The organism is Novosphingobium terrae (assembly GCF_017163935.1).
Lineage (GTDB): Bacteria > Pseudomonadota > Alphaproteobacteria > Sphingomonadales > Sphingomonadaceae > Novosphingobium > Novosphingobium terrae.
The window spans coordinates 2,146,697-2,168,629 of sequence record NZ_JABVZR010000001.1; the positions used below are offsets into that span (position 1 = coordinate 2,146,697).

Genomic DNA, 21,933 nt, shown 5'->3' on the forward strand with positions numbered 1-21,933 from the left:
CGTATGCGCAGGGCAACCGAAAGGGAAGACCAGTGAAAGTCTATTACGACGCCGATGCCGACCTGAACCTGATCACCGGCAAGAAGATCGCGATCCTCGGCTATGGCTCGCAGGGCCACGCCCATGCCCAGAATCTGCGCGACAGCGGCGTCAAGGACGTTGCCATCGCCCTGCGCCCCGGCAGCGCCAGCGCCGCCAAGGCCGAAGCTGCCGGCTTCAAGGTTCTGCCCAACGCCGAAGCCGCTGCCTGGGCCGACATCCTCATGATCCTGGCGCCCGACGAGCATCAGGCCGCCATCTATGCTGAAGACCTGCACGCCAATCTGAAGCCCGGCGCCGCTCTGGCCTTCGCCCATGGCCTGAACGTCCACTTTGGCCTGATCGAGCCCCGCAAGGACATCGACGTGATCATGGTCGCCCCCAAGGGCCCCGGTCACACCGTGCGCGGCGAATATGTGAAGGGCGGCGGCGTGCCCTGCCTGATCGCCATCCACCAGAACGTGACCGGCAACGCCCATGACATCGGTCTGGCCTATGCTTCGGGCGTTGGCGGTGGCCGTTCGGGCATCATCGAGACCAACTTCCGCGAGGAATGCGAAACCGACCTGTTCGGCGAGCAGGCCGTGCTGTGCGGCGGCGCCACCGCGCTGGTGCAGGCTGGCTTCGAGACGCTGGTGGAAGCCGGCTACGCCCCCGAAATGGCCTATTTCGAGTGCCTGCACGAGCTCAAGCTGATCGTCGACCTGATGTATGAAGGCGGCATCGCCAACATGCGCTACTCGATCTCGAACACCGCCGAATATGGCGACATCAAGACCGGTCCGCGCATCATCACCGATGAGACGAAGAAGGAAATGAAGCGCGTTCTGGCCGACATCCAGTCGGGCCGCTTCGTGAAGGACTTCGTGCTCGACAACCGCGCCGGTCAGCCCGAGCTGAAGGCCTCGCGCATCGCCGCCAAGCGTCACCCGATCGAAGAGACCGGTTCGAAGCTGCGCGCCATGATGCCCTGGATCGGCGCGAACAAGCTGGTCGACCAGACCAAGAACTAAGCCTTGGAGCCCGGAACCAAACTGGGCCCGAGTGGACGTGGTCGGCGCGTTGCCCTGAAAGGGCAGCGTGCCGACGCTTCGTTTGCGCGTGATGCGCGCAGCCCCTCGCGCCATATCCTGATCTGCTTCCACGATTTTTCGCGTGGCGGCACGGAACGCATCGCCATCGGCATGGCCCGCTTCTGGGTCGAGGCCGGGCACCGCGTGACGATCCTTTGCGGCACGACCGAGGGCGGCGTGCGCGCCACCGTCGATCCGCGGGTGCAGGTGGTGGAGCTTGATCCGCCCGTGCGCCGCAGCCCGATCTCGCGCTTGAAGTTGGGTAAGGCGATGGCGCCCATGCTCGGCAAGATCGATCCCGACATCATCTTCCTGCCGGGCAATTTCCATTTTCCGCTGGTTCTGCCTTTTGCGAAAGCCAAGGGCCGCGCCAAGATCGTGGCCAAGGTTTCCAACCCGGCTGTGCCCAGCGGGCTGCTTGGCAAGCCGATCCGCGCCTTGCTCCGCCGCTTTGCGCCCGCCGTCGATGGCATTGCCGCGATGAACAGCGGTCTGGCGCGTGAACTGGCCGAACTAGCGCCCACCGTCTCCACCGCGACGCTCTACGACCCGATCTATCTGCATCACGATATGACCGCCGATGGCCCGCATGCCGATGACGGCCGCATTCATCTGCTCTGGGCCGGGCGGTTCGAGAAGCAGAAGGATGCCGCGCTGGCGCTGCGCACCATTGCCGCGCTCAACGCCATCACCCCTGCCCGCCTCACCATGCTGGGCGATGGCAGCCTGCACGGCCAGATGCTGGAGAAGATCCGCAAGATGGGGCTGTCCGATGTGGTCGCGGCGCCGGGTTATGTGCCGGTGATCGACCCATGGCTGCGCAAGGCTGACGCTTTCCTCTGCACCTCGCACTTCGAAGGCGGTCCGGCGGTGGCTGTGGAAGCGCTGGCCCATGGCGTGCCGGTGATCTCTACCGATTGCTCGCATTTCCTGCATGATATCATGACCATCCCTGAGGCAGGCACGCTGGTCCCCACCCGCAACCCTCAGGATCTGGCGCAAGCGGTGATCGAGGTCACGCGGCGTGGCCCGCCTCCCCTCGCCGATCTGCAGGCGCTGATCGCCCATCTGGAGCCGGAAGTCTGCGCCCAGGCTTATCTCGACTGGTTCGAAACCGTGCTGGAGCGCGATAAGGCCCCGGCCTGACACGGCGCGGGCGGTTTTTGCTTTACAGGCCGCCCCGCCTTCATCATAGGCTGAGTGCATGATCTTCAAGCTGACCCTCGCGCTACGACTTATCCGCCCTTGGGCGTGAGCGAGCGCGTGCCCTCTGGCCGCGCGCAAGGAGCGCCCAAGGGATTATACGATCAGCCTATCCGATAGCCGCACCTGATCCTGACATTCGGGCGGCCCCAGTGAAGAGCATCAGAGACTTATCATGCCCATGCTGAAAGACCCTTCGGTCAAGTATCGCCCCTTTCCGCAGATCAACATCCCCGACCGCACCTGGCCGTCGAAGGTGATCGACAAGGCCCCGCGCTGGCTCTCCACCGACCTGCGCGACGGCAATCAGAGCCTGATCGACCCGATGGGCGCGGAGAAGAAGAACCGCTTCTTCGACCTACTGGTGAAGGTTGGCCTGAAGGAAATCGAGGTCGGTTTCCCCAGCGCTGGCGCCACCGAATATGACTTCATCCGCTCGCTGGTGACCGAGAACCGCGTCCCCGAGGACGTGCTGATCCAGGTGCTGACGCAGAGCCGCGAAGACCTGATCAAGACCAGCTTTGAGTCGCTGGAAGGCATGCCCGCCGCCATCGTCCACCTCTACAACGCCGTGTCGCCGCTGTGGCGTCAGGTGGTGTTCGGCATGGAGCGCCCGCAGATCCGCGAGATCGCCGAGAACGGCGCCAAGCTGCTGCGCGACAATGCCGCGCGCTTCCCGAACACCAAGTGGCATTTCGAATATTCGCCCGAGACCTTTTCGACGGCGGAACTCGATTTCAGCCTGGAGTGCTGCGAGGCGGTGATGCAGATCCTGCAGCCCACCCCTGAGCATCCCATCATCCTCAACCTGCCCGCCACGGTCGAATGCGCGACGCCCAATGTCTATGCCGACCAGATCGAGTATTTCTGCCGCAACCTGCCCAACCGCGATGCGGCGGTGATCTCGCTGCACACGCATAACGATCGCGGCACCGGCGTTGCTGCGGCGGAACTGGGCATCATGGCGGGCGCTGATCGCGTCGAGGGCTGCCTCTTCGGCAATGGCGAGCGCACTGGCAACTGCTGCCTCGTCACCGTGGGCATGAACCTCTATACGCAGGGCGTGGACCCGGAGCTGGACTTCTCGGACATCGATGAAGTCATCCAGACGGTCGAGTACTGCAACCAGCTGCCCGTCCATCCGCGCCATCCCTATGGCGGCGATCTGGTGTTCACCGCCTTCTCGGGCAGCCATCAGGATGCCATCAAGAAGGGCTTCGCCGCGCAGGAAAAGCGCAATGACGAACTCTGGGCCGTGCCTTATCTGCCCATCGATCCCGCCGATCTGGGCCGCAGCTATGAGGCGGTGATCCGCGTCAATTCGCAGAGCGGCAAGGGCGGTTTCGCCTGGGTGATCGAGCAGGATCAGGGCCTCAAGCTGCCCAAACGCATGCAGGCCCATTTCAGCCGCCATGTGCAGGATCTGGCCGACGAGCTGGGCCGCGAACTGGTCGCCGCCGACATCTGGAACGTGTTCGAGGCAACCTATCGCGTCAACGACCCGCAGCATTTCCAGCTGCTGGATTGGGATGAGACCAAAGGCCCCGATGGCGCGCGCATTTTCGCGGGCAAGATCGGCGTGAATGGTCAGGAACAGTCGGTGTCGGGCCGTGGCAATGGCCTGATCTCCTCGGTGGTGGCGACGCTGGCGGACAGCTTCGGCGTCAACCTCTCGGTGAAGGACTATTCCGAGCATGCGCTCTCCGCCGGTTCGGATGCGCGCGCTGCCGCCTATGTCGAATGCACCGGGCCGGAAGGCCAGACCATCTGGGGCGTGGGCGTCGACACCGACGTTGCCACCGCCAGCGTGCGCGCCGTGCTGAGCGCCGCAAACACGCTGGTCCTCTCGGGCAAGTGACCGATTAGGGCCGGGGCCTTGCGCTCCGGCCCCTTCAAGCCCGGATTTTCAGGCGCTGCGCCGGGCTGTCACCAGCCTTTGCCCCGCTGACCATGATACATTCCAGACGCGGCCATCCCTGCCTGTCATCCACGCTGGCACATGGCCATCGCCATCCGCCAGCCTGCGAACCAGCGCTGAGGCAATCTCCTCCTGCGCCTCCCGACATTCATCGGCGGCCTCAACCCGCAGTTGATAAGGCGCGAAGAAGGACAGGCCGTGGCTGAGCAGCGTGCCGTCCTCTTCCCGCAGCAAGGCCACCAGACCCGGCGCAGGAAAAGGCCCTCCATCCAGCCAAGCCCTTATGGTCTGAACACAATGTGCCGGGCTCATCATCACGCCTGACGGTGCCCACATCATCGCCTGCAGGCCCGGTAGTGCCGCCAGCGCCAAAGCGACCTCCAGATGCGTGCGCAGCACCGGCGGCAGATGCGCACCGTCCTCCAGATGCCGCCCGGCCATAAGCGTTACAGCTTCCACCTGAGGCAAGTCATCGCCCAGCCCGATGTTTTGGGTCACTGTCGGCAGAGGTGCAGCGGACGCCGGCGCCAGCCCGCCAAGATCGAAGGTCAGCCCCCGGCACACCAGTTCGAGGCGCCCGGGTATCGCCTCGTCGCGATACCCGGCCGACAGCATTTGCCCTGCTGAAAGCTCCGTGATCAGCCGGTCGACGTCCTCAATCGTCGGGCGCTGCCCTTCAGCAAACAGCAGCGCCACCCCACTTGGCACAGGTTCAAGCGCGGCCAGAGCGATACTGTCTTCTGCCTGATCGTCCATCATGCGGCGCCTCCTGCTGCTTTCTTGGCATATTCCCCCGCCTTTGCCAAAGCTCTCCCATCCCACCCCTTCCGCGACGCCCCGCGATGGTTTAACCGCCCGGCATGACTGATCAGCACATCTCCAACGCCTCTTCCGCCCTTATCTCCGGCCGCATGTCGCTTGGCGGCAAGGCCTGGCACTGGCGCGGCGGCAATATGGACATGATGGAGCATGACCACGGCTGGGATGGCCCGCTGGCCGACGATCTGGTCACCCAGCTGCTGCTGGCACGCGGCGTGGCGCGCGAGGATCTGAACCGCCAGCGCAACCCCACCTTGCGCGAATTCCTGCCCGATCCTTCCGCGCTTCAGGATATGGATGTGGCGGCGCGCCGCATCGCTCAGGCCATCGTCAAGCGCGAGCCCGTGGCGGTCTATGGCGATTATGACGTCGATGGCGCCACCAGCGCCGCTTTGCTGATCCGCCTGATCCGCCTGTGCGGCCATGATGCCCGCCACTATATCCCGGACCGCCTGCTGGAAGGCTATGGCCCCACCGGAGAGGCTCTGGTGCGGCTGGGACAGGAAGGCGCCAAGCTGGTCGTCACCGTCGATTGCGGGGCCATGGCACATGATGCTTTGGCCATGGCGGCGGATGCGGGGGTGGAGGTGATCGTGGTCGATCACCACAAATGCTCGCATGAGCTGCCGCGCACCGTGGCGATGGTGAACCCCAACCGCCTCGATGAAAGCGAGATCGGCGCGGCGCATGGCCATCTGGCGGCTGTCGGCGTGGCCTTCCTGCTGGCCATCGCGGTGCGGCGCGAGCTGGAGAAGGCGAAATATCCCGGCACGCCGGGCAATGCCGCGCTGCTCTCGCTGCTCGATCTGGTGGCATTGGGGACGGTGGCGGATGTCGCCGCATTGCATGGGCTGAACCGCGCCTTTGTGGCGCAGGGCTTGAAGGTGATGGCGCGGCGCGAGAACATCGGCATGGCCGCGCTGATCGACGCCAGCAAGCTGGGCCGCGCGCCCACGGCCTCGGATCTGGGCTTTGCGCTGGGGCCGCGCGTGAACGCCGGCGGGCGCGTGGGAGAGGCGACGCTGGGCGTGCGCCTGCTCACCACACATAACCCCGAGGAAGCGCGTGAGATCGCCGGGCAGCTCTCCCTGCTCAACGAGGAGCGACGCGGCATCGAAATGGCCGTGCAGGAGGCCGCCGAAGCTCAGGTCGACAAGCAGCACAACCGCAGCGTGCTGGTGCTGGCGGGCGCAGGCTGGCATCCGGGCGTGATCGGCATCGTGGCCGGGCGCATCAAGGAGAAGAGCGGCAAGCCCACGCTGGTGATCGCTCTGGAGGCCGATGAGGCCGGTTTCGGCAAGGGCTCAGGCCGATCGGTGCATGGCGTCGATCTTGGCGCGGCGATCATTGCGGCGCGTGCTCAGGGCCTGCTGGTGGCGGGTGGTGGCCATGCCATGGCAGCAGGCCTGACCATTGCGCCCGATAAGCTGGATGCTCTGGGCGAATGGCTCGATGAAAGACTGGCGAGCGATGTGGCGCGAGCGCGCCTGCACCAGTCCCTGCTGGTCGATCTGGCGGTGGCGCCGCGCGGGCTGAACCCGGCGCTGGTGGAAACGCTGGAAAGCGCAGGCCCCTATGGCATGGGCTGGCCCGGGCCGCGCGTGGCCGTGGGGCCGGTGAAGGTGGTGAAGGCCGATGTGGTGGGCGCCGACCATGTGCGGATGATCGTGCGCGGCAATGACGGCGCCAGCTTCAAGGCGATGGCCTTTCGCGCCGCCGATGGTGAGCTGGGACAGACCCTGCTCCACGGCACGCAAGGGCGCAGCCTGTGGCTGGTGGGCCGCGCCAAGATCGATGACTGGGGCAGCCGCCCCGCCGCCGAACTGCATATCGAGGATGCCGCCCTGATCGATTGATCGGGCACAGCCTGACGCTGGCGGCGGGCGTACCGCCGCTAACCTTCTGATTTGCCCTGTGGAAAACTATCTCACAAAAACATGCAAAAAAGGGATTGACCGAATCCCGCCTCACCCCTAGATGCGCGGCTCCCGACGACGCAACGCTTCACCGCCGAGCTTCAGAGTGGCCCCTTCGTCTAGCGGTTAGGACGCGGCCCTTTCACGGCTGAAACACGAGTTCGATTCTCGTAGGGGTCACCATTTCTTCCTCACGGAAGATGGGACTGACATAATGGCTTCGGCCCCTTCGTCTAGCGGTCAGGACGCGGCCCTCTCACGGCTGAAACACGAGTTCGATTCTCGTAGGGGTCACCATTCTTTTCAATGACCTGATGGTCATTGTGTGATCTGCATTGGATCACTTTACCGGAGAAATGCTCCGGTTTATCCACAGCTATATAGCGGCATGCAGGTATGGTGCGAAGGGCGCTTTCCCCTGCCATTGCTCTTCAGCCTTGTGGTATCTGCGAAAGCCTCCGAGCCATTCGCATGCCAACGGCTCGAATCGCGCTCACAAGACCTGCCCCCTCCGCGATCTAGCCGGCGATGCATGATCCAGCTTGGCACCGGGCAGGCAAAAACCCGGCGCAGTCCAGACCACCTCCTACGATACCACGCGGATTTTCGTCGCCTTGGCCTCCACCAGAGCTTCCAGCAGCTCCCAGAAGGCCTCCGCCGCCGCCGTGCCCAGATCGACATGCAACCTTTGCGGCGCAACATAGACCGAGTGAATGCAGCCGGTCAGCTCCGCCTCCGGATCGTAATCGACTTCTTCGGGATCGAACCATTTCTCGAACCACTCAGCGATCGCCTCATCTATGGTGGGCACATCATGCTCGATGGTGACGGCATCCCAGCGCAGCCCCTGGATAACAAGGTCCGCCTCGCCCATCTGGCCCTCAATGGGATCGAAGACCAGCATACCGTCGGGCTCGAAGAAGATGCTTTCAGGCCCATCGTCATTGCGCAGGAAATCCACGACCGCCCATTTGCGATAGGCTGCGGTGCCTTCCGGCAGTTCGAATTTCACCTCGGGACTGCCTGCGTGGCTCACCGCCCGCTGATGGAGGAGGAAGGCGCGGAACTGGGCCACGTAATGATCCCGGATTTCGATCACCAGATTTTCAACGGCTGCATCACTCATGGGGCTGACTATGGGAATGGATGCCGGCTTGTCGAGAGGCGATAGGACCTTTGGCGGGTGGCGATGCCGCCCAAGGTCCTCTTGTCGCCAAGCTATAGTCGTACTAAGAAGTACGACTATGAAGACGGATAGCGAAGGCACGCCACTCGGCAAACGGGCGCTGGACAAGGCCAAGCGCCGCGAGACGATCCTTGAGATCGCCCAGCGCAGCTTTCTGGAACAGGGCTATGACCGGACCACCATGTCCGGCATCGCAGAGGCCATGGGCGGTTCCAAAGGCACGCTATGGAGCTATTTCGAGACCAAGGAGATCCTGTTCGAAGCGATGATCGAACGGGCGGCAGCGCATTTTCGCGCCGATCTGCTGGCCACGCTCGATCCCGGAGGCCAGCCGGAAGTGGGCCTGCGCGATTTCGCCGAAACCTTTATCCGCAAGATCACCAGCCCGGACAGCATCGCGCTGCAAAGGGTGGTGATCGGCGAATCCGCCCGTTTTCCGGAATTGGGGCCCATCTTCTACACAAGGGCGGCAGGGGTAACGCGCTCCTTGCTGGCCCGCTACATCGGCGCGCATATGGCCGCTGACGCCCTGCGCAAGGACGATCCCCTGAAGGCCGCGAACATGCTGGTCAGCCTGTGCAGCGGCGGCCAGTTCCAGCGCGTGCTATGGGGGACCGAGACCTGCAGCGAGGCGATGATTGCCGAGGAAGCAGCCACTGCCGTCGATTATTTCTTGCGCGTTTTCGGACGGGAAGACTGAAACGAAAGCTCCCCGCCATGAGTGGTGTGATCAGTCCACGGCTTCGGCCTGTTGGGTATAAATGTCACGCTCTTTGCCGATGAGGATGTCGGCGAGGAACCAATAGGCCTCGCCCCATGCGGCCAGCACCTCATCGGTGGCCGCATCGCCCAACACATCGCGGATGGCGGGCAGCAGGGCATCGGCCACCAGCGGGTAGTGCTCGGCCTTTACGCCGGTTTCGACATGACGCTGGACCATGCGCGCCACCACGGGCATCAAATTCTGAAGCTTGTCGACATTCTGCGCATAGCCAAGGATCGCGGCGGCCAGGCGGCGCGGTTGTTCGCCGGAGTCCTGAGCGGCCTGATCGAAGAGCGCACGCACCTCATCATTCACGAAAAGCCGCTCATACATGCGGGTGGTGATCGCCACGCCATGCTGCTGCAACACCGGCGCGGTGGCCTTCACGATGGCACTGGTTTGCGGGGAAAGCGGCGCGGCCATATCGATCACTCCTTAAAACATGCGAGTCGAATGCATGTATACTCCGCGAGGAGAAACATGCAATATGGATGCATGATTAAAGGTCACTGCTGAGATGCGCCTTACCGCCCATACCGATTATGCCCTGCGCATCCTGCTGCATGCGGCGCTGGTCGCGCGTGAGGGCGATGGGCTGCTGGGGATCGGCAAGGTCGCGCAGGAGCATGATATTTCGCGCAACAATGCGATGAAGGTGGTGAATGAGCTGGCCAGCGCCGGTCTGCTGGAAACGGTGCGCGGGCGCAGCGGCGGCTTTCGTCTGGCCCGGCCCGCCGAGGAGATCACGCTGGGCGCGGTGGTGCGGCTGACCGAACCCTGCCTCAACCTGGCCGATTGCGAGCATTGCATTCTGCGCGGCAATTGCAGGCTGACCGGCATGCTCAACCGGGCGATGCTGGCCTTTCTGGCGGAGCTGGATGGCCAGACGCTTGCCATGGCCGCCGAGGGATCGCGCCTGCCGTCGCGGGCACGCTCTCCAGAGCCTGCCCGCGCGGATTTGATTTAAGCGCTGGCGTCAGCGGCTTCGAGGCGGCTGACCTTTTCAAGCGCGCCCTCGATGGAAGCCTTGCGGGCCTCCTCGCCGCGCCCCAGCCCTTCGGCGATGATGACCTCAAGGTCCGTCACGCCGATAAAGCCGAAGATCGAGCGCAGCAGCGTCTCGGCATGCTCATAGGCCTTGTAGGGCGAATCCTCGCCATAAACATTGCCGCGCGCCAGAGCGATGATCACCCGCTTGCCACCGGCCAACCCCTTGGGGCCGTTCTCGCCATAGGAGAAAGTCTTGCCACGCACGGCGATGCGGTCGATCCAGGCCTTGAGCTGGCTGGGGATGGTGAAATTGTAGAAGCCCGCGCCGATCACCACGATATCGGCATCGAGGAACTGTTGAACATCCTCGCCGTTTTCCAGCGCGAGGAAGGTCTCCATGGTGAGGTGAGACAGCGGCTCGGCGGCCAGATCGCGATGGGTGATCTCAAGGCCCGGGTGCGTATCGCTCAGGCGCTCGACAATGGCGGCGGTGATGGTGCGGCTGGCCGAGTTGTCGCCGGTGATGCTGGAATCGAGATGCAGAAGCTTCATGGGGGGTCTCCGGTCTGGATTTGTGACCAGGACCAGCTATGTGACCGGAAGCGCTCTGCCAAGAACGCATATTTTTAGGACCAGGTCATATGGATATGCCTACCCCCCTACCCGCAACCCTGCCCGATCATCCGGGCATCAGCGCCGAGTGCCGCAAAATGAACGGCGTGCTGACCATCGTGGGCGACAAATGGACGGTGATGATCGTGATGGTGCTGATCGAGCGCCCGCGCCGCTTCAACGAGATGAAGCGCACGATCGGCGGCATCTCGCAACAGATGCTGACGCGCACCCTGAAAGCGCTGGAACGCGACGGCATGGTCAGCCGCACGGTCTATCCCACCGTGCCGCCTCAGGTGGAATATGCGCTGACGGAGCTGGGCCAATCACTTTCCGTACCGCTGCGCCAGCTGGGCGGCTGGGCACGCGAGCATCTGGAGCAAATCGAGGGCAACCGCATCCGCTATGATATCGCCAAAGGCGCCGAGGGGCCCGGCGCCTTCACGAACCCTCAGTCCGCGTAGACGATCTTCAGCTTGGCAGCAGCCTCGGCAGCGATGCGGCGGGCGGTATCGGTATCCTTTGCGCGCGCCAGCGTGACGCCCATGCGGCGATAGGGCCGCGCGCTGGGCTTGGCGAAGATGCGCAGATCGAGGCCGACATCGGGCTCGCTCGTGGTCAGCGCCTCGGCCTGACCTTCGAAGTGGAAGCTGGTGGAGTCCCGATCCGCCAGCAACACCGCCGAGGCCGAAGCCCCGCGCAGCGCGATCTCCGGGATCGGCAGGCCCATGATGGCGCGAGCATGCAGGTCGAACTCGGTCAGATCCTGAGAGATCAGCGTGACCATCCCCGTATCATGCGGGCGCGGCGAGAGTTCGGAGAAGATCACCTCATCGCCCTTCACGAAGAACTCCACGCCGAACAGGCCATAACCGCCCAGATCGTCCACCACCTTGCGCGACATATCTTGCGCATCGGCAATGGCCTGAGCGCTCATCGCGGCGGGCTGCCAGCTTTCCTGATAGTCGCCGCGCTCCTGCCGGTGGCCGATGGGCGGGCAGAAATGCACGCCATCCTTCGCGCGGATGGTCAGCAGGGTGATTTCATAATCGAAGGCAACGAATTCCTCGACGATCACGCGCTGGCGGTCACCGCGCATATTGGCCACGGCATAGGTCCATGCGGCCTCAAGGCTTTCGGCATCGCGCACGGTGCTTTGCCCCTTGCCCGAGGAGGACATGACCGGCTTGATCACGCAGGGCAGGCCGGTGAAAGCCGCGCCCTCCAGCACCTCCTCAAGGCTCTCGGCATAGCGATAGCGCGAGGTGCGCAGGCCCAGTTCCTGCGCCGCCACATCGCGGATACGGTCGCGGTTCATGGTCAGAATCGTGGCGCGGGCCGAGGGCACGACATTGACACCCTGAGCCTCGACTTCGGCCAGCACTTCGGTGCGGATCGCCTCGATCTCGGGGACGACGAAATCGGGCTTGTGCTTGGCGATGGCGGCGCGCAGCTTCTCGCCATCGAGCATCGAGAAGACCTCGAACCCGTCGGCCAGTTGCATGGCCGGTGCGCCCTCATAGGCGTCGCAGGCGATGACCTGAGCGCCCAGCCGCTTGGCGGCGATCACGAATTCACGCCCCAGTTCGCCCGAACCGAGCAGCAAGATTTTCGCCGTGAACGCCATGATCCTTGTCCTTTTCGCCTGCGCTGAACGCCGCCTATAGGCAAGGCTGAAGGCGAGCGCATCCCCTTTGCGAGGAGGCGCCCGCGCTTTATCCTCAGGCCGTCACGCCCGCCTTGCTGGCCTTGTCCAGCCGCGAAAGGTCTTCGGGCGTAAGGTGCAGGTGAATGGCGCCCAGCAGATCCTCCACCTGTGTCACGCTGGTCGCGCTGGCGATGGGGGCCGCAATGCCGGGCTGAGCCGCGATCCATGCCAGCGCCACCTGCGCCAGACTGGCCTCATGCGCCGCCGCCACGGCATCGAGCGCCTCAAGCACGCGCGGCCCGTTGCCCTCCAGATATTTGCCGACCGCCCCGGCGCGGGCGCCCTTGGCATCCTCGGGCTTGCGGTATTTGCCCGTGAGATAACCGCTGGCGAGGCCATAGTAAGGCGTCATGCCGATATCATGGGCGACGCAATAATCCTGCACCGCGCCTTCATACTCATCGCGCTCCAGCAGATTGTACTGGTTCTGCAAGGCCTGATAGCGCGCCTGCCCTTTGCCCTCCTGCCCCTCGACCGCCGAGGCCAGCCGATCAGCGGTGAAGTTGGAGGCGCCGATGGTGCGGACCTTGCCCTCTTTCACCAGCCGGTCGAAGGTTTCGGCCACATCGGCCTGCTCGGTGTCGGGATCGTCGCGATGGGCGAGATAGAGGTCGATGTAATCGGTGCCGAGGCGCTTGAGCGATCCTTCCACGGCCTTGACGATATGGGCAGGCTTAAGCCCCTGCACGCCATCGATGGGCAACATGGCAACCTTGGTGGTGATGATCACATCGTCACGCTTGCCGCGCTGGCGCAGCCATTCGCCAATGACGGTTTCAGACTCGCCGCCCTTATGGCCCTCGGCCCAGGCGGAATAGACGTCGGCGGTGTCGATCACCTTGCCGCCACCGGCAACAAACGCATCGAGAACGGCGAAGCTGGCGGCGCGATCAGCGGTCCAGCCGAAGACATTCCCGCCCAGGATCAGCGGCGGGGTCACCAGTTCGGATCGGCCAATGCGGCGCAGGTTGATGGTGGCAGTCATGAGGGGCTCCTTTTCCCGAGGCAGAAAGGCTCTCCGGGCACCATAGAGGAACGCTGGGCCATGACGATCGAGACTCTGTCATAGCTCGGCACATCGTCCTTGAACCACGGATCGGCGCGGAGCCAAAAGTCCTTGCGACCATCCGGGACGGAGCGTCGATCAACGGAGCTTTGCTTTACGTTCCATACGTTTATTGCACGAGGGCGAGGTTAGGAAGATCGCTGGCCTGTTGTTGCCCTCGCGCCGGGAAACCTTATGGGGACACGAGTGGGATAAGCCCCTCGCCTTAGACCTTTTCTTGACTGGACTTTGCCCCCGACCATCACGCAAGATCGCCGCATGACGGTTACCGATATTGCCAAGCGCACCTACGATCACAATTTCCGGCTCGATCCGATTGTGCGCAGCCTGCTGGACACGGATTTCTACAAGCTGCTGATGCTACAGATGATCCGGCATATTCATGGCGATGTGCGGGCGACCTTCTCGCTGATCAACCGCACCAGATCCGTGCGCCTTGGCGAGATCATCGATGAGGCGGAACTGCGCGCTCAACTGGATCATGCGCGAAGCCTGCGCTTTTCCAAGAAGGAGCTGATCTGGCTGGCGGGCAATGCCTTTTACGGCAAGCAGCAGATGTTCGCGCCGGATTTCATCGCCTGGCTCGCCGATTTCCGCCTGCCCGAGTATGAGCTGCGCAAGGCCGATGGCCAGTATGAACTGCATTTCGACGGGCCCTGGACGCATACCACGATGTGGGAGATCCCGGCGCTGGCCATCGTGAACGAGCTGCGCTCACGCGCGGCAATGCGCGACCGGGGGCGGTTTGCGCTCGATGTGGTCTATGCCCGCGCCAAGGCGAAGCTGTGGGACAAGGTGGAACGGCTGCGCAGCCTGCCCGATCTGCGCATTTCCGATTTCGGCACGCGCCGCCGCCATGGCTTCCTTTGGCAGCGCTGGTGCGTCGAGGCGCTGAAGGAAGGCCTTGGCGAGCGCTTTATCGGCACCTCCAATGTGCTGCTGGCGATGGATGCCGATCTGGAGGCCATCGGCACCAATGCCCATGAACTGCCGATGGTGGCGGGAGCCTTGGCACGCGACGATGCCGAACTCGCCCATGCGCCCTATCAGGTGCTGGAAGAGTGGCGCGCCCATTACAACGGCAATCTGCTGATCGCCCTGCCCGATGCTTTCGGCAGCGCGGCGTTCCTGCGCAACGCCCCCGCATGGCTGGCCAGCTGGACCGGCTTCCGCCCCGACAGCCTGCCGCCCATCGAGGCGGGTGAGCAGATCATCCGCTGGTGGCAGCAGCATGGCGTCGATCCGCGGCAAAAGCTGCTGATCCTCTCGGACGGGATGGACATCGACAGCATCGAGGAAGCCTATCGCCATTTCCACGGGCGGGTGAGGCTCAGCTTTGGCTGGGGCACCAATCTCACCAATGATTTCCGGGGCTGCGATCCCGATGGCGCCGAGGGGCTGGAGCCGATCTCGCTGGTCTGCAAAGTCACGCATGCCAATGTGGCCGGCGCCAATGGCCGCCCTGCCGTCAAGCTCTCCGACAATCCGGCCAAGTCCACCGGCGCGCCCGAAGAGATCGAGCGCTATCTGCGCGTCTTCGGGCAGGAGGGGCAGGTTACCCTGCCCGTCCATGTTTAAGCTTACCGGGGGCGGTACATCTTGAACATCTGCTCCGGCGCGATCTCGAAATAATCGGCCGGGCCGCCACCGCGCAGGATCGTGCGCGACCTGGCGGTCTGGTACACCCCCTCCTCGATCAGGGCATGGTCGATATGGATGCCGACCGCCTCGCCGATCACCAGCCACTGGTCCAGTTCCTTGCCCTCCTTGGTGGTCAGGCGGATGATCTGGGTCACCTTGCATTCGAAATGCACCGGGCTGCCCGCCACGCGCGAGGGTTTGACCAGCCGCGAGGGCAGCTTCTCCAACCCGGCCAGAGCGAACTCATCCACCTCCGGGCCGACTGCCGCGCAGGACGCATTCATTTCCTCGGCTTGAGGGCGGGTGGCGAGGTTCCACACGAATTCGCCCGTTGCCTCGGCATTGGCGACGCTGTCCTTCCAGCCCATCGAGGAAAAACCGATCAGCGGAGGCGTGTAATTCAGCACATTGAAAAAGCTGTAGGGCGCCAGATTGGGAATGCCATCGGCGCTCAGCGTGCTGATCCAGCCGATGGGGCGCGGCGCGACAATGGCGTTGAGCGGATCATGCGCCAGCCCATGGCCAAGGCGCGGCTCGTAAAAATGCTGGTCACTCATGGGTTTCTTTCGAGGGGGTGAAACGGAAACGCGTTTCGAAGCTTATACAGGCACGCCCCTGCCCGCCAGCCCGTTCGGGCACCGCTCCGGTGGACAGCACAGGCGGGATGGTTCAGGATCGGCAAAAGAGCGCGGGGATGATGAGGCAGCATGACCGGACCTGACGTAACATCGCTCTCCCGCGCCAGTCTCGAAGCCGAAGTGATCCGCCTGCGTCAGGCGCAGGAGGCAGGCGGGATCGGCCTGTTCACCATCGACCTGCGCGAGGATCTGCTGATCCCCACCCCCGAATTCTGCCGCCTCTATGGCCTGCCGGTGGTGCCGCAATGCCCCGCCGCGCTGATCGAGGAACGCGTGCTGGAGGAGGATCGCAACCGCATCTCCAACACCCAATCGCGCCGCAGCGGCACCATCAAGGGCGAAACCGAATATCGCGTGATCCGCGCCGACACCGGCGCCCTGCGCTGGATCGCGCGCAAGGGCGAGACCGAATTCGGCCCCGATGGCGCCCCCCTGCGCTTTATCGGCATCGCCCGCGACGTCACCGCCGAGCGTGAGGCCCGCGATGCCCTGACCTTGAGCGAGGAACGCTACCGCGCCCTGTTCGATGCCATCGACGATGGCTTCTGCATCATCGAATTCTTCGATGGCCCTCACGGGCCGCTCAGCGACTATATGCATATCGTCGCCAATACAGGCTACGAACGCCACACCGGCATCGCGGGCATTGTGGGCAAGACCTTGCGGGATATCGCGCCCAACGATGCCGATGGCTGGCTTGACCTCTATGGCGGCGTGTTGCGCACCGGCGAGGGCGTCCGCTTCGAGCGCTATTTCGCCGAGGCCGGGCGCCATATCGAGGTCTCCGCCGCGCGGGTTGAACCTGCCGAGCGCCGACAGGTCTCGGTGCTGTTCCGCGATATCGAGGCACGCAAGCAGGCCGAAAACGCCCTGCGCGCCAGCGAGGCTGTCGCCCGCGAGAACATCGAGCGGGTGCAACTGGCGCTCTCCGCCGGGGCGATCATCGGAACATGGTTCTGGGATCTGCCCAAAGACCGCTTCACCGTGGACGAAGCCTTTGCCCGCGCCTTCGGGCTGGACCCGGCGCTGGGGCGTGACGGGCTCAGTCTGGAGCAGGTGAGCGCCAGCGTTCACCCCGACGACCAGGCCGGGCTGACCCGGGCCATCAACAAGGCGGTGAAGCGCGGCGGCGCCTATGCCCATCAATATCGCGTGCGCCGCAGCGACGGGCATTACTACTGGATCGAGGCCAATGGCCGCGTCGATCTGGCCCCTGACGGCACGCCGCTCAGCTTTCCCGGCGTGCTGCTGGATATCGAGCAGCGCCGCGCGGTGGAGCAGGAGCGCGACCGCGCCTCGGCAGCCCTGCGCACGCTGAACGAAACGCTGGAACAGCGCGTCGCCGACCGCACCGCCGAACTGATGCGGACCGAGGAGCGCCTGCGCCAGTCGCAGAAAATGGAGGCAGTCGGCCAGCTGACCGGCGGGCTGGCACATGATTTCAACAATTTGCTGGCGGGCGTTTCCGGCGCGCTGGAGATGATGAACCGGCGCCTGAGCCAGGGTCGCGCTCAGGATATGAGCAAATATGCCGAGATCGCTCAGGATGCGGTGCGGCGCGCGGCGGCGCTCACCCATCGCCTGCTGGCCTTCTCGCGCCGTCAGACGCTCGATCCCAAGCCCACCGATTCCCATGCGCTGGTGCTGGGCATGGCCGAGCTGATCCAGCGCACCGTCGGCCCGGCGATCACGCTGGAAACGCTGAGCGAGCCGGGCCTGTGGGCGGTTTTGGCGGACCAGAGCCAGCTTGAGAATGCGCTGCTCAACCTCTGCCTCAATGCGCGCGATGCGCTGCCCCATGGCGGGCGGATCACCATCGAAACCCGCAATGAGCTGCTGGATGATGCGGCGGCCCGCGCGCTGGGCCTGCCGCCGGGTGGCTATGTGGCGCTGCGCGTGACCGACAATGGCTCCGGGATGACGCCTGACACGGTGGCCAAGGCCTTCGATCCCTTCTTCACCACCAAGCCGCTGGGCCAGGGCACCGGGCTGGGCCTCTCGATGATCTATGGTTTCGCCACACAGTCCGGCGGGCAGGTGCGGATCAGCTCGCAGGTCGATCAGGGTACCAGCGTGACGCTGCATCTGCCGCGCCATGCCGGGGATGCGGAAGGCGATGCGCTGCTTGGCCATCAGGCTGCTCTTCACGCCTCGCAATATGGCGAAACCGTGTTGGTGGTGGATGATGAGGTCAGCGTGCGCCTGCTGGTCGTCGATATGCTGGAGGAGCTGGGCTACCGCGTGATCGATGCCGAGGACGGCGCCAGCGGCCTTGCCATCCTGCAATCGCCGGAGCGGGTCGATCTGCTGGTCAGCGATGTCGGCCTGCCCGGAGGCATGAACGGGCGCCAGATGGCCGAGGCCGGGCGGCTGGCGCGGCCCGGGCTGAAGGTGCTGTTCATCACCGGCTATGCCGAAAGCTCGGTGATCGGTGAGGATCGGCTGGAACCGGGCATGCAGCTGCTGACCAAGCCCTTCACCGTGGAAGCACTGGGATCGCGCGTGCGCGGCATGATCGAGGGCTAGGCAAGGATCGGCGCGGCAGGCGGTTGGCGTCTGCCGCAGCGAATCCTGCCTGCAACATCGGTCACGACCACCGGAGAAACGACCTCTGATCATGTCCCGCCAAGGTCACGGGCCCCACATCATGGCGACCACAATTTTCCGTGTGATCTCAAGGCCGGGTCCATCTTTCGCAAGACGTGCCCTGCAAGGTTCTGCGCAAGATCGGTGAACAACTGCCCATCTTGTCAGCGCGCAGGGACGCTTGCCTCATCCAGCCCAAGCATGACCGCATGAGATCCATACTAGGCAGTCTGTTGGTGAAGCCGCCATTAATCCTGCTGTCTGCCCACTCAAGAAGTACGTATTTAGCCCAGTATGGAAAAACTATGACAATGGGCGCTTGCAACCACCCCTGATCTTGCGCCATCCATGCATGATGATGTGCCGTTCTTGGGCCACATCTCTGTGGCAGAAATGCCGCAACGCAGCAGGATTCGACGCTGCAACGCAGCTCTGAGCGCGCCCGGCAATCTGCTGTTCAGCAACGGAATTTATAACTTCCCCATAGATCGGATGCTGCAACGCACCCCAAAATTGCGCACAAAGCAATTTCTATAAAATATTTATATAATCTGCCCCAAATGCGCACAGACGCCACTGTCAAATATCTGTCACATATCGACGTTTAGAAGCCCAGCAGCCAGCGGTAAGGCGGTCTCCGGCAGGGGCGGGGGCAGATTCGCCTGATCCTCATTGGCCAATCCATCGTGCCCGCAGGGGCACTCAGTTTTTCGTCATGCAAGGGCAAACAAGCATGCCTCATGTTTCTCGGATGGCTTTCGCGGCCAGCACCATCGCCGTGGCCGTTTCGGCCATCGCCACCCCCGTTTTCGCGCAGTCGAGCGGCACGCTCGATTTCGACAAGGACATCGTCGTCACCGGCAAGGCGGCTGACAAGGCCATCGGCGGCGTCGCCGTGCCTGACACGTCCAAGGCCAAGGCCGAGCTGAACCAGGACTGGATCAAGCACCAGATGCCGGGCCAGTCGGTCAATGAAATGATCAACTACCTGCCGGGCGTCAGCTTCCAGAACGCTGACCCCTATGGCTCGACCACCGGCACGCTCTCGATCCGCGGCTTCGACAGCACGCGCATTTCCGAGACCTTCGACGGCGTCTCGCTGAACGATGACGGCGGCTACGCGCTCTATTCGGGCGAAATGCTCGACAGCGAAGTGATCGACAAGGTCACCGTGAACCTGGGCACCACCGACGTCGACAGCCCCACCTCCTCGGCCTCGGGCTCGACCATCAACTTCATCTCGCACATGCCGAGCGACGACTTCCATGTCCGCGCTTCGGGCGCCGGCGGCACCGACGCCTACATGCGCATGTTCGGCATGATCGAGACCGGCAAGTTCGGCCCCTGGGGCACCAAGGCCTGGCTCTCGGCCAGCACCACCAGCAACAACTCGCCCTACAACAACTACTCGAAGATCCGTAAGGACGAGTACAACGGCAAGATCTACCAGCCGCTGGGCAGCAATGGCGACTTCCTGTCGCTGGCCGGCTTCTATGTGAAGATCCGCAACAACTTCTCCGGCTCGGTGCCGCTCTCCAACGTGCCGCTGGCCGCTGACAGTGGTGCGGGCCTGACCTATTTCCCCGGCAGCTACAAGTCGGCCTATTACCGCTATGCGCCCTGCACCGTGGCGGCTGCCACGCCCGGCGTGAAGGACACCGCCAACAGCTGCGGTTCGGCCTATGACTATCGTAACAACCCCACCAACATGGCCAACATCCGCGGTTCGGCCCGTGTGACGCTGACCGACAAGCTGGTGCTGAACGTTGACCCCAGCTATCAGTTCACCAAGGCCAATGGCGGCGGCACCGTCACCGCCAGCGAAGGCACGCTGAACGGCCAGACCGGCTACATCAACGGCTCCTACTATCTGGGCAAGGATCTGAACGGCGACGGCGACACGCTCGACACCGTGCGCCTGACCGCCCCCAGCGAGACCAAGACCCATCGCGTGGCCCTGACCTCGTCGCTGCGCTATGACATCAGCACCGCCCAGACCGTCCGTCTGGCCTATGCCTTCTCGCGCTCGGACATCACCCAGACCGGCGAGCTGGGCTATCTCAACGCCAATGGCTCGGCTGCCTCGGTGTTCAACGACGGCATCACCGACTCCTCGGGCAATGTCGTGCAGAAGCGCGACACTGAATCCATCGCCATGCTCAACCAGGTGTCGGGCGAATATCGCGGCAAGTTCCTGGGCGATCGCCTGATGGTCAATGTCGGCGTGCGCGCTCCCTTCCTGCATCGCGAGCTGAACAACTACTGCTTCACCCGCAGCGCCGGCGCCGCCGTGAGCTGCGCCTTCGGGGCCTCGGGCACGGCCTATGCCGCCGCCAACCCCACCTATGGCACGCCGCAGATCAAGACCTTCAACTACAGCGCGGTGCTGCCCAATGCCGGCCTGACCTACAAGATGGACAGCATTGGCGAGGTTTTCGCCAACTACTCGAAGGGCATGTCGGCGCCGGCCACCACCTCGCTGTACCAGACCTTCTGGCCCGCGATCAGCTCGGCCTCGATCGTGAAGCCTGAGAAGACCGACAACTTCGATCTGGGCTATCGCTACAACCAGCACCGCATCTCGGCGCAGCTGGACCTGTGGTACACCCATTTCACCAACCGTCTGGGCAGCGCCTACAACTCGAACGACAACACCTCGGTCTACACCAATCTGGGCAGCGTGAACCGCTACGGCTTTGACGGCAACGTGGCCTATGAGATCGTGCCGCAGCACCTGAACGCCTATGTCTTCGGTTCTTGGCTGCACTCGAAGATCCAGAACAACGTGACCGGCGTGCTGGCCAACGGCACCGAAGGCCTGCTGCAGACCGCCGGCAAGTTCGAATCCGCCGTGCCCGTCTACACCGTGGGCGGCCGCCTGCAGGGCCAGGAAGGTCCCTTCACGCTGGGCGTCCAGGTCAAGCGCACCGGTCCGCGTTACGTCAACGACCAGAACACGCCCTACTATGCCGCCAGCACCGTGGCCGGTGTGGTGACGGCTGGCCAGGTCGTCTATGGCGCCCAGACCCCGTCCTACACCGTTGTCGATCTGGATGCCCGCGTGGCGCTCACGGCCATTGGCCTGAACGACCGCTCGTTCTTCCAGCTCAATGTCACCAACCTGTTCAACAAGTACTATGTGGGCGGCTTCAGCGGCACCTACAACAACCAGGTCAGCTTCTCGGGCACCTACACCAATGCCCAGATCAGCCCGCCGCGCGCCATCGTCGGCAGCCTGACCTTTGCCTACTGAGGCAGGGGACCAGGACCCAACAGGTTGAAAGAAGGGGGCGCTCCGCAAGGGGCGCCCTTTTTCGTGAAATGCGACGAAATACCTATCGGACTCTGGATCAAATCCTGCGCCAAAGCGTTTCACATGAGAGACGGGAGGAGTTGAACCATGGCCAACCTAGCCAATGTATCGCCGATTGCCCGGGGTCCCAAACGCACGCCGGTGAGTGATGAGTTGCAAGCCCTGATCCATATGGTCGAGGACGCCTGCCCTTGCCCGATGCAGGTCAGCTTTGCCTTCACCCATGAGTTGCGGATCGCCATCGATGTGCGCACGCTGGAGGAGGTCCATATGGTGGAAACCGCCCTGCCGGGTCTGGGTGGCGGCATCTTCGACCATATCACCCGTGCGGCCATCCCGCATCACGCCTTCCTCAAGCGGGTGAGCGCGACCGTCAACCGGTAAGCCATCGACCGGCAAACCATTGACCGGAAAGCAGGTGGTGACAAGATCGGCAGCCGCACGCTATCGCCGGGCCATCTG

At 63.7% G+C, this 21,933-nt stretch carries 18 protein-coding genes and 2 tRNA genes; 13 read left to right on the forward strand and 7 right to left on the reverse strand.

Annotated elements, in window-relative coordinates; all coding sequences use genetic code 11:
- Positions 1–32: 32 nt before the first annotated feature.
- From ilvC to leuA, 3 genes are all read left to right on the forward strand, one after another.
- Positions 33–1,052: a ketol-acid reductoisomerase gene (ilvC, locus tag HGK27_RS09795; RefSeq protein ID WP_206240357.1), complete on the forward strand. Its 1,020-nt coding sequence runs from the start codon at positions 33–35 to the stop codon at positions 1,050–1,052.
- 3 nt (positions 1,053–1,055) lie between these two features.
- Positions 1,056–2,258: a glycosyltransferase gene (locus HGK27_RS09800; RefSeq protein WP_206240358.1), complete on the forward strand. Its 1,203-nt coding sequence runs from the start codon at positions 1,056–1,058 to the stop codon at positions 2,256–2,258.
- A gap of 232 nt (positions 2,259–2,490) precedes the next feature.
- Positions 2,491–4,173, forward strand: coding sequence for a 2-isopropylmalate synthase (gene leuA, locus HGK27_RS09805; protein WP_206240359.1), 1,683 nt, complete (start codon positions 2,491–2,493; stop codon positions 4,171–4,173).
- 48 nt (positions 4,174–4,221) lie between these two features.
- On the opposite strand, the gene HGK27_RS09810 is transcribed toward leuA, so the two are convergent.
- A complete protein-coding gene (locus tag HGK27_RS09810; RefSeq protein WP_206240360.1) occupies positions 4,222–4,992 on the reverse strand; it encodes a hypothetical protein in 771 nt (256 codons plus the stop codon).
- A gap of 101 nt (positions 4,993–5,093) precedes the next feature.
- Here HGK27_RS09810 and recJ point away from each other — a divergent pair, with 101 nt between their 5' ends.
- The 3 genes from recJ (at position 5,094) to HGK27_RS09825 (ending at position 7,265) form a co-directional block, all read left to right on the forward strand.
- Positions 5,094–6,908, forward strand: a complete 1,815-nt coding sequence (gene recJ, locus HGK27_RS09815; RefSeq protein ID WP_206240361.1) for a single-stranded-DNA-specific exonuclease RecJ — start codon at positions 5,094–5,096, stop codon at positions 6,906–6,908.
- Positions 6,909–7,076: 168 nt separating this feature from the next.
- A tRNA-Glu gene (locus tag HGK27_RS09820) sits at positions 7,077–7,151 on the forward strand.
- 39 nt (positions 7,152–7,190) lie between these two features.
- A tRNA-Glu gene (locus tag HGK27_RS09825) sits at positions 7,191–7,265 on the forward strand.
- 289 nt (positions 7,266–7,554) lie between these two features.
- Here HGK27_RS09825 and HGK27_RS09830 read toward each other — a convergent pair.
- Positions 7,555–8,094 (reverse strand): hypothetical protein, encoded by a 540-nt coding sequence (locus HGK27_RS09830; RefSeq protein ID WP_206240362.1) that lies wholly within the window; start codon positions 8,092–8,094, stop codon positions 7,555–7,557.
- 118 nt (positions 8,095–8,212) lie between these two features.
- On the opposite strand from HGK27_RS09830, the gene HGK27_RS09835 reads away from it, so the two are divergent.
- On the forward strand, positions 8,213–8,854 hold the full coding sequence (locus HGK27_RS09835; protein ID WP_206240363.1) for a TetR/AcrR family transcriptional regulator: 642 nt from the start codon (positions 8,213–8,215) through the stop codon (positions 8,852–8,854).
- Positions 8,855–8,884: 30 nt separating this feature from the next.
- Here the strand turns inward: HGK27_RS09835 and HGK27_RS09840 are convergent, their stop codons facing one another.
- Positions 8,885–9,340 (reverse strand): globin domain-containing protein, encoded by a 456-nt coding sequence (locus tag HGK27_RS09840; protein ID WP_206240364.1) that lies wholly within the window; start codon positions 9,338–9,340, stop codon positions 8,885–8,887.
- A gap of 94 nt (positions 9,341–9,434) precedes the next feature.
- Here HGK27_RS09840 and HGK27_RS09845 point away from each other — a divergent pair, with 94 nt between their 5' ends.
- On the forward strand, positions 9,435–9,884 hold the full coding sequence (locus HGK27_RS09845) for an RrF2 family transcriptional regulator (protein WP_206240365.1): 450 nt from the start codon (positions 9,435–9,437) through the stop codon (positions 9,882–9,884).
- Here HGK27_RS09845 and HGK27_RS09850 read toward each other — a convergent pair.
- The gene (locus HGK27_RS09850) at positions 9,881–10,459 is read right to left on the reverse strand and encodes an FMN-dependent NADH-azoreductase (RefSeq protein ID WP_206240366.1); all 579 of its coding nucleotides are present in this window, start codon (positions 10,457–10,459) and stop codon (positions 9,881–9,883) included. The genes HGK27_RS09845 and HGK27_RS09850 overlap by 4 nt on opposite strands.
- An 89-nt stretch (positions 10,460–10,548) precedes the next feature.
- On the opposite strand from HGK27_RS09850, the gene HGK27_RS09855 reads away from it, so the two are divergent.
- On the forward strand, positions 10,549–10,983 hold the full coding sequence (locus HGK27_RS09855) for a winged helix-turn-helix transcriptional regulator (RefSeq protein WP_322099029.1): 435 nt from the start codon (positions 10,549–10,551) through the stop codon (positions 10,981–10,983).
- Here HGK27_RS09855 and purT read toward each other — a convergent pair.
- Together purT and HGK27_RS09865 are read right to left on the reverse strand one after the other, a co-directional pair.
- Positions 10,971–12,146 (reverse strand): formate-dependent phosphoribosylglycinamide formyltransferase, encoded by a 1,176-nt coding sequence (gene purT / locus HGK27_RS09860; RefSeq protein ID WP_206240367.1) that lies wholly within the window; start codon positions 12,144–12,146, stop codon positions 10,971–10,973. The two genes, HGK27_RS09855 and purT, sit on opposite strands and share 13 nt — an antisense overlap.
- A gap of 94 nt (positions 12,147–12,240) precedes the next feature.
- Complete coding sequence (locus HGK27_RS09865; RefSeq protein ID WP_206240368.1) at positions 12,241–13,212, reverse strand: aldo/keto reductase; 972 nt, start codon at positions 13,210–13,212, stop codon at positions 12,241–12,243.
- A 339-nt stretch (positions 13,213–13,551) separates the two neighbouring features.
- Between HGK27_RS09865 and pncB the strand changes: the two genes are divergently transcribed.
- Positions 13,552–14,871, forward strand: coding sequence for a nicotinate phosphoribosyltransferase (gene pncB / locus HGK27_RS09870; protein WP_206240369.1), 1,320 nt, complete (start codon positions 13,552–13,554; stop codon positions 14,869–14,871).
- 2 nt (positions 14,872–14,873) lie between these two features.
- Here pncB and HGK27_RS09875 read toward each other — a convergent pair whose 3' ends face one another.
- Complete coding sequence (locus tag HGK27_RS09875; protein ID WP_206240370.1) at positions 14,874–15,491, reverse strand: flavin reductase family protein; 618 nt, start codon at positions 15,489–15,491, stop codon at positions 14,874–14,876.
- 150 nt (positions 15,492–15,641) lie between these two features.
- Between HGK27_RS09875 and HGK27_RS09880 the strand changes: the two genes are divergently transcribed.
- From HGK27_RS09880 to HGK27_RS09890, 3 genes are all read left to right on the forward strand, one after another.
- Positions 15,642–18,098: a PAS domain-containing hybrid sensor histidine kinase/response regulator gene (locus HGK27_RS09880; protein WP_206240371.1), complete on the forward strand. Its 2,457-nt coding sequence runs from the start codon at positions 15,642–15,644 to the stop codon at positions 18,096–18,098.
- Positions 18,099–18,891: 793 nt separating this feature from the next.
- Positions 18,892–21,411 (forward strand): TonB-dependent receptor, encoded by a 2,520-nt coding sequence (locus tag HGK27_RS09885; RefSeq protein ID WP_206240372.1) that lies wholly within the window; start codon positions 18,892–18,894, stop codon positions 21,409–21,411.
- 147 nt (positions 21,412–21,558) lie between these two features.
- The gene (locus tag HGK27_RS09890; RefSeq protein WP_241127008.1) at positions 21,559–21,855 is read left to right on the forward strand and encodes a hypothetical protein; all 297 of its coding nucleotides are present in this window, start codon (positions 21,559–21,561) and stop codon (positions 21,853–21,855) included.
- Positions 21,856–21,933 lie beyond the last annotated feature (78 nt).

Excerpts from the sequence above, each read along its gene's own strand:
- HGK27_RS09840 (WP_206240364.1), bottom strand. The coding sequence starts at position 9,340 with ATGGCCGCGCCGCTTTCCCCGCAAACCAGTGCCATCGTGAAGGCCACC.
- HGK27_RS09835 (WP_206240363.1), top strand. The coding sequence starts at position 8,213 with ATGAAGACGGATAGCGAAGGCACGCCACTCGGCAAACGGGCGCTGGAC.
- HGK27_RS09880 (WP_206240371.1), top strand. The coding sequence starts at position 15,642 with ATGACCGGACCTGACGTAACATCGCTCTCCCGCGCCAGTCTCGAAGCC.
- HGK27_RS09875 (WP_206240370.1), bottom strand. The coding sequence starts at position 15,491 with ATGAGTGACCAGCATTTTTACGAGCCGCGCCTTGGCCATGGGCTGGCG.
- HGK27_RS09850 (WP_206240366.1), bottom strand. The coding sequence starts at position 10,459 with ATGAAGCTTCTGCATCTCGATTCCAGCATCACCGGCGACAACTCGGCC.
- HGK27_RS09885 (WP_206240372.1), top strand. The coding sequence starts at position 18,892 with ATGCCTCATGTTTCTCGGATGGCTTTCGCGGCCAGCACCATCGCCGTG.
- HGK27_RS09855 (WP_322099029.1), top strand. The coding sequence starts at position 10,549 with ATGGATATGCCTACCCCCCTACCCGCAACCCTGCCCGATCATCCGGGC.
- pncB (WP_206240369.1), top strand. The coding sequence starts at position 13,552 with ATGACGGTTACCGATATTGCCAAGCGCACCTACGATCACAATTTCCGG.
- HGK27_RS09865 (WP_206240368.1), bottom strand. The coding sequence starts at position 13,212 with ATGACTGCCACCATCAACCTGCGCCGCATTGGCCGATCCGAACTGGTG.
- HGK27_RS09845 (WP_206240365.1), top strand. The coding sequence starts at position 9,435 with ATGCGCCTTACCGCCCATACCGATTATGCCCTGCGCATCCTGCTGCAT.
- recJ (WP_206240361.1), top strand. The coding sequence starts at position 5,094 with ATGACTGATCAGCACATCTCCAACGCCTCTTCCGCCCTTATCTCCGGC.
- HGK27_RS09890 (WP_241127008.1), top strand. The coding sequence starts at position 21,559 with ATGGCCAACCTAGCCAATGTATCGCCGATTGCCCGGGGTCCCAAACGC.
- HGK27_RS09810 (WP_206240360.1), bottom strand. The coding sequence starts at position 4,992 with ATGATGGACGATCAGGCAGAAGACAGTATCGCTCTGGCCGCGCTTGAA.
- HGK27_RS09830 (WP_206240362.1), bottom strand. The coding sequence starts at position 8,094 with ATGAGTGATGCAGCCGTTGAAAATCTGGTGATCGAAATCCGGGATCAT.
- purT (WP_206240367.1), bottom strand. The coding sequence starts at position 12,146 with ATGGCGTTCACGGCGAAAATCTTGCTGCTCGGTTCGGGCGAACTGGGG.
- leuA (WP_206240359.1), top strand. The coding sequence starts at position 2,491 with ATGCCCATGCTGAAAGACCCTTCGGTCAAGTATCGCCCCTTTCCGCAG.